This window comes from Anaerostipes butyraticus (assembly GCF_016586355.1).
GTDB classification, from domain to species: domain Bacteria; phylum Bacillota; class Clostridia; order Lachnospirales; family Lachnospiraceae; genus Anaerostipes; species Anaerostipes butyraticus.
Genome location: NZ_BLYI01000062.1, coordinates 274,612 through 283,173 on the forward strand (window position 1 = coordinate 274,612; position 8,562 = coordinate 283,173).

Below are 8,562 nucleotides of genomic sequence, written 5' to 3' on the forward strand. Positions count from 1 at the left end.
ATGAACTCTATCAACGACCGTTCTATCAATATTGGAGAATATATCCCTGCGCCGGATGATGACATGCTGATCTGCCGGTGTGAGGAAATTACAAAAGGAGAAATCCGCCGGGCAGTTCATGACGGCATGTTCACCTTAACCGAAATCCGCCGTTATCTGCGCACCGGAATGGGACTCTGCCAGGGTCAGACCTGCTCCAAATTAGTAAAAAGCATTGTGGCCAGAGAACTGCAGGTATCTCCTGACAAACTCGAACCTGCCACCTCACGGGCGCCGATGCGGCCAATCGAAATGTGTATCCTGGCAAATGAAAGAAAGGAGGAAGCCTGAATGAAACATTCTGCAGATGTTATTATTGTCGGCGGCGGCATCATTGGATGCGCTGCAGCTTATTATCTCGCGAAAAGAGGTGTTTCCGTCCTGGTACTGGAAGGAAGCAGTTATATTGGAAACGGGGGTTCCTCCAGAAACGGCGGCGGTGTCCGCCAGTCCGGACGTGACCCCAGAGAACTCCCTCTAGCCATGTACGGAATTCAGAAGTTATGGTCGACATTATCCGAAGAACTGGAAGTGGACTGCGAATACCATCAGGACGGCAATCTCCGTCTCGGAAAGACACCGGAACACCTGGAAATTCTTTCGGGACTTGCCGACCGTGCCAGAGCCTGCGGCCTGGATGTAAAAATGATCAGCGGCGATGAAGTCCGAACCATCAACCCTTATCTTTCCAGAGAGGTAATCGGCGCCAGCTGGTGTCCGACCGATGGTCACGCCAATCCGCTCACTACGACCCTCGGATACTACAAACAGGCTCGAAAAATGGGGGTATGCTTTCTTACAGAACAAAAAGTTACCAAACTGAAGAAAATCAAAGGAAAACTCCGTCAGGTTATCACTTCAACCGATGTATTTGAAGCCGATACCGTTATTGTGGCTGCAGGCCTTGACAGCCGCCCGATTCTGGCTACCGTAAACATTGATATTCCGATGCAGTCCGTTATGCTGGAAGGCCTTGTAACTGAAGCTCAGGCTCCTATGTTTAATCAGATGCTTGGAACCGCAGAAGCTGATTTCTACGGTCATCAGACCAAACACGGCTCCTTTGTTTTCGGAGGAACTCTTGGTCTGGAAGGATTCACAAAGGATAACGGCACGCCGATTTCCAACAGTCTTGCAGCTTCCAGTACCTGCCGCGGAATCATCAAATATTTCCCGGCCCTGAAACACGCAAAAATTGTCCGCACCTGGGCAGGATGGATGGATTTGTGCGCAGATAAAGTCCCGGTTATCAGCCCTGTAGAAGAAGTTCCCGGCCTGATCGTTGCCTGTGGTTTTTCCGGGCACGGCTTTGGAATCGCCCCGGCTGTTGGCTATAATCTTGCACAGCTGGTTACGGAGGGCAGAACAGATGTGGATCTTCATGAACTGCAGTATAACCGGTTCCACGCCAAAAGTTGACACCCTTTTATTCTTTTACTATCATTGAATACAACGTACCTAAGTCAAAGGAGGCTTGCATATTTTGCGGCCTCCTTTTTCTATTATCAGGAGGAATGGCTCATGGAAGATAATGACTTGAAAATACGGCCAAAACAGCCTTATTTTGTTATGGCATCATCCAAATATTATAAGTCTGTTATTTTAAAATACGGAATCTCTCATTTTTACAGTTTTGAACTGACAGAAGGAAAAGACAATGCTGTCCTGGCAATCCCGGACGGATGTGTTGATATCCTTTTCTGCTGTGATGAATCTCACCCGGAAGCCAGAATCTGCGGAACCGTACTCTCTCCTTCTGTTGTCTTCAATCAGAGTGCGGCCTACTATTTCGGCGTCCGTTTTCTTCCCGGAAAGGTGCCGGATATCTGTAATCTTCCCATGTCTGAAATCATCAATCAGGAACTTCCTCTTGATGAAGTCATTCAGGACAAAGACCTGATCGAAAAAATTACCAGTATTCGTGATTTTAAAGAACAGCAGAAAATATTTCTGGACACATACCTTCATTACTATATTCTAAGTGCCGGTTATAACCCAAAACAGAATCTCCGGGAATACCTGATCTCACAGATTGTTTTAAGCGCCGGAAGCCTTTCCATTGGCGAGTTATCCACACAGACCGGATATTCCGAGCGTTATATCAACAAAGTGTTTAAAGCTTATTATGGAATGACGCCAAAAATGTTCTCCAAAATGATGCGGTTCCAGTATCTGCTGGATAATCTGAATCTTAATATGGAACATGTGGATTTTGCGGAACTGGCACAGATCACAGGCTATTATGACCAGTCTCATATGATGAAAGACTTCAAATCCTTTACGAAAACGACGCCAAGGAAATATCTGCTTTCCCTGGAACATGAAAACTATGACGACCGGCTGATCGTGATAAAAAGGGAAAAGAAAACATTCTAAAAAACACCCTGCCAGGTTCCCCCGGCAGAGTGCCTTTCTTTCTCTTTCTTATCGTTTTTCAACGCCTAATTCTACTTTTTCTCCGTTAATGTTCCACTCTTTGGTAAATCCGGAAACTTCTCCTGCTTTTACCTCATCTGCCAGAACATCTCCTGCGATTTCAGCTTCGTTCTTCGCGATAGTATCATGAGCCTTGTCACTTCCTTTGTAAGAAAGTGTGATGTGGTCTGTGACCTCGAATCCTGCTTCCTTACGCATGGACTGTACTTTGCTGACAACCTCACGGACAAATCCTTCTTCCAGAAGTTCCGGAGTCAGGTTGGTATCCAGAACAACGGTAACGCCATTGTCGGCTTCTGTTACATATCCTTCCTGTTTAACCATTTCGATCAGAAGATCTTCTTCTGCCAGTTCAACCGGAGTTCCATCTACGCTAAATTCCAGCACGCCTTTGGCATCCAGATCCGCTTTGGCAGCGTTGCCGTCAACATTTGCAAGGTAATTGCGGATTCCTCCTACCAGTTTTCCGTATTTCGGTCCTACCGTCTTAAGCTGCGGTTTAAAGTTGTAAGTTGTGAAAGATGATACGTCATCTGTAAACTCAATTTCTTTTACATTCAGCTCATCTAGGATGATTTCCTGATCATAGTCCGGCAGATCCCTGTCAGCTTTTACATACATCTTTCCGATTGGCTGACGGTTCTTGATCGCTGCGCTGTTTCTGCAGGCACGTCCGAGAACTACGATTTTCAATACCATATCCATGTCAGCTTCCAGCGTTTCATCTACCTGATCTGCCTGGTAAACAGGGAAATCACATAAATGAATGCTTTCAGGAGCGTCTTTATCTACACTTCTTACGATATTCTGATAAATTTCTTCTGTCATAAACGGAATCATCGGCGCCGCTGCCTTACATACTGTAACAAGTGCTGTATACAGTGTCATGTAAGCATTGATCTTATCCTGTTCCATTCCTTTTGCCCAGAAACGGTCACGGCAGCGTCTTACATACCAGTTGCTCATATCATCTACAAAATCCTGAAGGGCTCTTGCTGCTTCCGGAATTTTATAAGCGCCAAGATCTTCATCCACTGTTTTCACCATGGTGTTCATCTTGGATAATAACCATTTGTCCATAACAGAAAGCTTATCATATTCTAATGCATGTTTTGTCGGATCAAACTGATCGATTTCCGCATACAGTACATAGAATGCATAAGTGTTCCATAAGGTTCCCATGAATTTACGCTGTCCTTCTGTTACCGCTTTGTCATGGAAACGATTTGGCAGCCATGGTGCGCTGTTGGTATAGAAATACCAGCGGATCGCATCTGCTCCGTGCTCTTCCAGAGCTTCAAACGGATCGACCGCATTTCCTTTGGACTTACTCATCTTCTGTCCATTTTCATCCTGCACATGTCCCAGAACGACAACATTCTTGTATGGCGCTTTGTTAAACAGCAGCGTGGAAATTGCCATCAGGGAATAGAACCATCCACGAGTCTGGTCTACTGCCTCTGAAATGAAATCTGCCGGGAAATTCTCCTCGAAGATTTCTTTGTTCTCGAATGGATAATGCCACTGAGCAAACGGCATGGATCCTGAGTCAAACCAGCAGTCAATAACTTCTTCCACTCGGTGCATTTCTTTGCCGCAGACCGGACACTTGATCGTCACATCATCAATGTACGGACGATGAAGTTCAATGTCATCCGGACAGTTGTCTGACATGCTCTTTAATTCTTCAATGGATCCGATAGAATGCTGATGTCCGCATTCACATTCCCAGATATTTAACGGAGTTCCCCAGTAACGGTTTCTGGAAATTCCCCAGTCCTGAACATTTTCCAGCCAGTCTCCAAAACGTCCTTTTCCAATGCTTTCCGGAATCCAGTTGACGGTATTGTTGTTGGCGATCAGCTGATCCTTTACTTCCGTCATCTTGATAAACCAGGATTCTCTTGCATAGTAGATCAGCGGAGTATCACATCTCCAGCAGTGAGGATAGCTGTGCTCGAATTTCGGAGCGTCATATAATAATCCTCTGGAATCCAGGTCTTTTAACACTTCCGGATCGGCCTTCTTAACAAACAGACCGGCAAACGGAGTCTCAGGAGACATATTTCCTTTTTCATCTACCAGCTGTACAAACGGCATATCGTATTTGCGTCCGACTTTCGCATCGTCCTCACCAAATGCAGGCGCAATATGAACGATTCCGGTACCGTCTGTTAATGTTACATATCCGTCACATGTTACATAAAACGCTTTCTTATGCTGTTTTTCCGCTACTTTGGCAGCACATTCATAAAGAGGTTCATATTCTTTATATTCCAGTTCTTTTCCCTGGTAAGTTTCCAGCACTTCATAAGCCGGAGTTCCCGCTTCCTCGTCTGCCAGCTTTCCAAGAACCGTGTCCAGCAGAGCTTCTGCCATATAATATACATATCCGTCCGCTGCCTTTACCTTTGCGTAAGTCTCATCCGGATTGACACAAAGTCCGATGTTGGAAGGCAGTGTCCAAGGCGTTGTGGTCCATGCCAGGAAGTATGCATCCTCATCCTTTACCTTAAAACGGACAACCGCTGAACGTTCTTTAACATCTTTATATCCCTGAGCCACTTCCTGCGCAGAAAGCGGAGTTCCGCATCTTGGGCAGTAAGGAACGATCTTGAATCCCTTATAAAGAAGACCTTTGTCCCAGATCTGTTTTAATGCCCACCATACAGATTCGATAAAGTCGTTGTCATATGTTACATACGGATGATCCATATCTGCCCAGAATCCTACAATGTTGGAGAAATCCTCCCACATTCCTTTATACTTCCAGACACTTTCCTTACATTTCTTAATAAACGGCTCCAGTCCGTAGTCTTCAATCTGATCTTTTCCATCCAGGCCTAAAAGTTTTTCCACTTCCAGTTCCACCGGAAGCCCATGGGTATCCCATCCGGCTTTTCGGGTTACTTTATGACCTTTCATTGTCTGATAACGCGGAATCATATCTTTGATGACACGGGTCAGCACATGTCCGATATGAGGTTTTCCATTTGCAGTTGGCGGTCCGTCATAAAAAGTATAAGTCGGATCGTCTTTCCTGTCTTCGATACTTTTTTCGAAAATCTTATTTTCTTTCCAGAACTTTACAGTTTCTTTCTCTCGATCTACAAAGTTAAGATCGGAAGACACTTTCTTGTACATGCTCGCTTCTCCTTCTTAATTAAAATATTCTAAATCTTCGTATTATGAAAAGTGCGGAACATTCTGATCCGGCATAAGATTTCCTGCCGGAACAAAGAAAAGGCGCTGTCCAAAATAGGACAACGCCGTTGCTTACAAACCACCTATTTCACATACATCATAATATGTTATCCCGTTAACGGAGGACGCCGGCACAGCCTACTCAGAATTTCAGCCTGCAGCTTAGGAGTGATCTTCCTCATATCCCTACTGATATCCGGCTCCCACCGTCCCGGACTCGCTCTTACGTTCCTGATATGCGTACTGTCTCCATCATCGCTTTTCTCATATGTGGTTATCTTACCACCGAATCCCTCTCTTCGTCAATAGAGGAATCCGGATCTATGATAAAAAAATGCTGCTTTTTGCATTTATTTTTACATACTTTTTACATTTTATTTGCCGCTGATTCTGTTCTCATGGACTGATTTGTGATAAAATAGGAAATAATTTATATCGATATTAGTAAATTTGGAGGGATGTTAGCAATGTTACGAATCGGATTATTAACAAGCGGCGGCGACTGCCAGGCTTTGAACGCAGCGATGCGCGGAGTCATCAAAGGGCTGAGCGCCAAAAGAGATGACCTGGAGATTTACGGCTTTCAGGATGGCTACAAAGGACTGATCTATGGAAACTTCCATCTTATGACCCCGAACGACTTTTCTGGAATCCTTACCCGCGGAGGTACGATCCTTGGCACATCCAGACAGCCTTTTAAGAAAATGAGAATTCCGGATGAAAATGGTCTCGATAAAGTAGAAGCCATGAAATCCACTTACCATAAACTGAAACTGGACTGTCTTGTTATTCTGGGCGGAAACGGCACACATAAATCTGCCAACATGCTCAGAGAAGAAGGTCTCAACGTTGTCACTCTTCCTAAGACCATTGACAATGACCTCTGGGGAACAGATATGACCTTTGGCTTCCAGAGCGCTGTAGACATTGCAACGGATACGATCGACAGAATCCATACAACGGCATCTTCTCACAGCCGTGTTTTCATCATTGAAGTCATGGGACATAAAGTAGGACATGTTACTCTCCATGCCGGAATCGCCGGCGGAGCGGATGTGATCCTGATTCCGGAAATTCCGTACGATATCAACGTAGTGACGGACGTTATCAAAAAACGTTCTGAGGCAGGAAAGACATTCACGATCCTCGCTGTGGCAGAAGGAGCTATTTCTAAAGAAGATGCAAAACTTAAGAAAAAACAGTACAAGGCAAAACTTGCTCAGAGAAAATATCCATCCATCGCTTATGAACTGGCGGCTGAGATTGAAGAAAAAATGGATAAAGAAGTACGTGTTACCGTTCCCGGCCATACTCAGAGAGGCGGATCTCCATGCGCATATGACCGCGTGATTGCCACACGGGTAGGCGCAGCCGCTTCAGAGCTGATCTTAAATAAGGAATACGGATACATGATCGGTATCGTTAATAATGAAACGGTGAAAGTTCCATTAAGCGAAGTTGCCGGAAAGCTGAAAATGGTGGATCCGAAATCCAGACTTGTCCAAGAAGCAAAAGCCATCGGCATCAGCTTTGGAGACAAATAAATCTTTCGCTGTACACAATAAAAGACTGTGATGTTCTCTCCCGGGAGAACCCACAGTCTTTTTTCTCTGTACTCTGTCAGATGCTATTTCTTATCAAATACTGCCAGTGCAGTCACCCCTATAATAATACATGCCATTCCAGCCACATCCATCATCTCAAACACCTGGCCCAGCACTGCTGCAGACAGAACAGACGCCGCCAGGGGCTCGACACACCCAAACAGGCTTCCCCGTACCGGTCCAAGCAGCGCCACTCCGTGGAGATAACATCCAAACGCAATGACTGTTCCGATCAGAATCACCCCTGCCATCATAAAGAATGTCATGGAATCCCATACTCCCGGCACTTCCCAGACTCTCGTCACCGGAGCGGCAAGAATTCCTCCAATGAGCATTCCCCATCCTACCGTTTCCAGCGTTCCAAATTCTTTTAACAGTTTCTCCGGCTGAATATTATAAACCGCACAGGTAACGGCGGAGATCAGCCCCCAGAACAGGGCCTGTTCCGTAATGGCCAGATTTCCCGGACTTCCGTGGGTTGCCAGCAGAAAAACACCCGCAATTACCGCGACCAGTACCGCGATTTCCAGCATTTTCGGCAGTCTCCTGTCCCGAATCAGGCAAAACAGCATAATCAGAACCGGTCCTAAATACTGGAGGACCGTTGCCGTTCCCGGATTCGAATACTGCACCGCCAGGAAATAAGACATCTGGCATGCCGCCATTCCAAAAATACAGAAAACAATCTGACGGACTGCCGAATCTTTTCTCTTCCAGACGTCAAAAATCCCGTTTTTTCTTTTTCCCCATGCCAAAGCCAGCATTAAAATTCCTGCGGCAAGAAGCCTTACTGTCACCAGCCAGACCGCAGTCAGCTGTCTCTCATCGAATAAATATTTTCCCATGACGCCGGACAGCCCCCAGCAGGTTCCCCCAATAACTGCGAAACACATTCCTTTTGTATTTTGACTCATACTGATTTCCTCTCTCTGTGTATTTCCAATCATCATATCACAGATTCCATGCTTCGTAAAATCATCTTTCAGATGACCAAATCCTGTAAAAATTTTTGCAAAAGATTCTATCTGCCCAAAATTTTATTTTCGGAGTAAAATAAGCTTATAAGGTGCGAAATGGTTAACGTGATTTTTGTCATTTCGGCCATCCCTGTTTTCAGGGAAATTTTCAAAAAGAAAAGGAGGAATATGAAAAATGGTAGGAATTATTCTTGCTACACATGGTGATTTCGCCAAGGGAATCCTTCAGTCAGGATCCATGATCTTCGGTGATCAGCCGAATGTTGCGGCTGTTACATTACAGCCGAGTGAAGGACCGGCGG

The 8,562-nt window shown here is 45.3% G+C and carries 7 protein-coding genes; 5 read left to right on the plus strand and 2 right to left on the minus strand.

Features of this window, described 5'->3' with window-relative positions:
- The 3 genes from JMF81_RS14250 to JMF81_RS14260 all read left to right on the plus strand — a co-directional run bounded on the left by JMF81_RS14250 (position 1) and on the right by JMF81_RS14260 (position 2,415).
- Positions 1-330, plus strand: coding sequence for a (2Fe-2S)-binding protein (locus tag JMF81_RS14250; protein WP_201312084.1), 330 nt, complete (start codon positions 1-3; stop codon positions 328-330).
- Positions 331-1,458 (plus strand): NAD(P)/FAD-dependent oxidoreductase, encoded by a 1,128-nt coding sequence (locus JMF81_RS14255; protein WP_201312085.1) that lies wholly within the window; start codon positions 331-333, stop codon positions 1,456-1,458. It begins immediately after the preceding gene.
- A 102-nt stretch (positions 1,459-1,560) separates the two neighbouring features.
- Positions 1,561-2,415 carry an AraC family transcriptional regulator gene (locus tag JMF81_RS14260; RefSeq protein WP_201312086.1) on the plus strand — a complete coding sequence of 285 codons (855 nt, stop codon included), beginning with the start codon at positions 1,561-1,563 and terminating at the stop codon, positions 2,413-2,415.
- A 48-nt stretch (positions 2,416-2,463) separates the two neighbouring features.
- On the opposite strand, the gene ileS is transcribed toward JMF81_RS14260, so the two are convergent.
- On the minus strand, positions 2,464-5,619 hold the full coding sequence (gene ileS / locus JMF81_RS14265) for an isoleucine--tRNA ligase (RefSeq protein ID WP_201312087.1): 3,156 nt from the start codon (positions 5,617-5,619) through the stop codon (positions 2,464-2,466).
- Positions 5,620-6,146: 527 nt separating this feature from the next.
- Between ileS and JMF81_RS14270 the strand changes: the two genes are divergently transcribed.
- The gene (locus tag JMF81_RS14270; protein WP_201312088.1) at positions 6,147-7,223 is read left to right on the plus strand and encodes a 6-phosphofructokinase; all 1,077 of its coding nucleotides are present in this window, start codon (positions 6,147-6,149) and stop codon (positions 7,221-7,223) included.
- A gap of 83 nt (positions 7,224-7,306) precedes the next feature.
- Here the strand turns inward: JMF81_RS14270 and JMF81_RS14275 are convergent, their stop codons facing one another.
- Positions 7,307-8,197, minus strand: coding sequence for a DMT family transporter (locus JMF81_RS14275; protein WP_201312089.1), 891 nt, complete (start codon positions 8,195-8,197; stop codon positions 7,307-7,309).
- Positions 8,198-8,435: 238 nt separating this feature from the next.
- On the opposite strand from JMF81_RS14275, the gene JMF81_RS16820 reads away from it, so the two are divergent.
- The coding region (locus tag JMF81_RS16820; protein WP_408626620.1) for a PTS sugar transporter subunit IIA at positions 8,436-8,562 on the plus strand (127 nt) is incomplete at its 3' end.

Coding starts and splice junctions, on each gene's coding strand:
- JMF81_RS14250 (WP_201312084.1), top strand. CDS start 1: ATGAACTCTATCAACGACCGTTCTATCAATATTGGAGAATATATCCCT.
- JMF81_RS14270 (WP_201312088.1), top strand. CDS start 6,147: ATGTTACGAATCGGATTATTAACAAGCGGCGGCGACTGCCAGGCTTTG.
- ileS (WP_201312087.1), bottom strand. CDS start 5,619: ATGTACAAGAAAGTGTCTTCCGATCTTAACTTTGTAGATCGAGAGAAA.
- JMF81_RS14260 (WP_201312086.1), top strand. CDS start 1,561: ATGGAAGATAATGACTTGAAAATACGGCCAAAACAGCCTTATTTTGTT.
- JMF81_RS14255 (WP_201312085.1), top strand. CDS start 331: ATGAAACATTCTGCAGATGTTATTATTGTCGGCGGCGGCATCATTGGA.
- JMF81_RS14275 (WP_201312089.1), bottom strand. CDS start 8,197: ATGAGTCAAAATACAAAAGGAATGTGTTTCGCAGTTATTGGGGGAACC.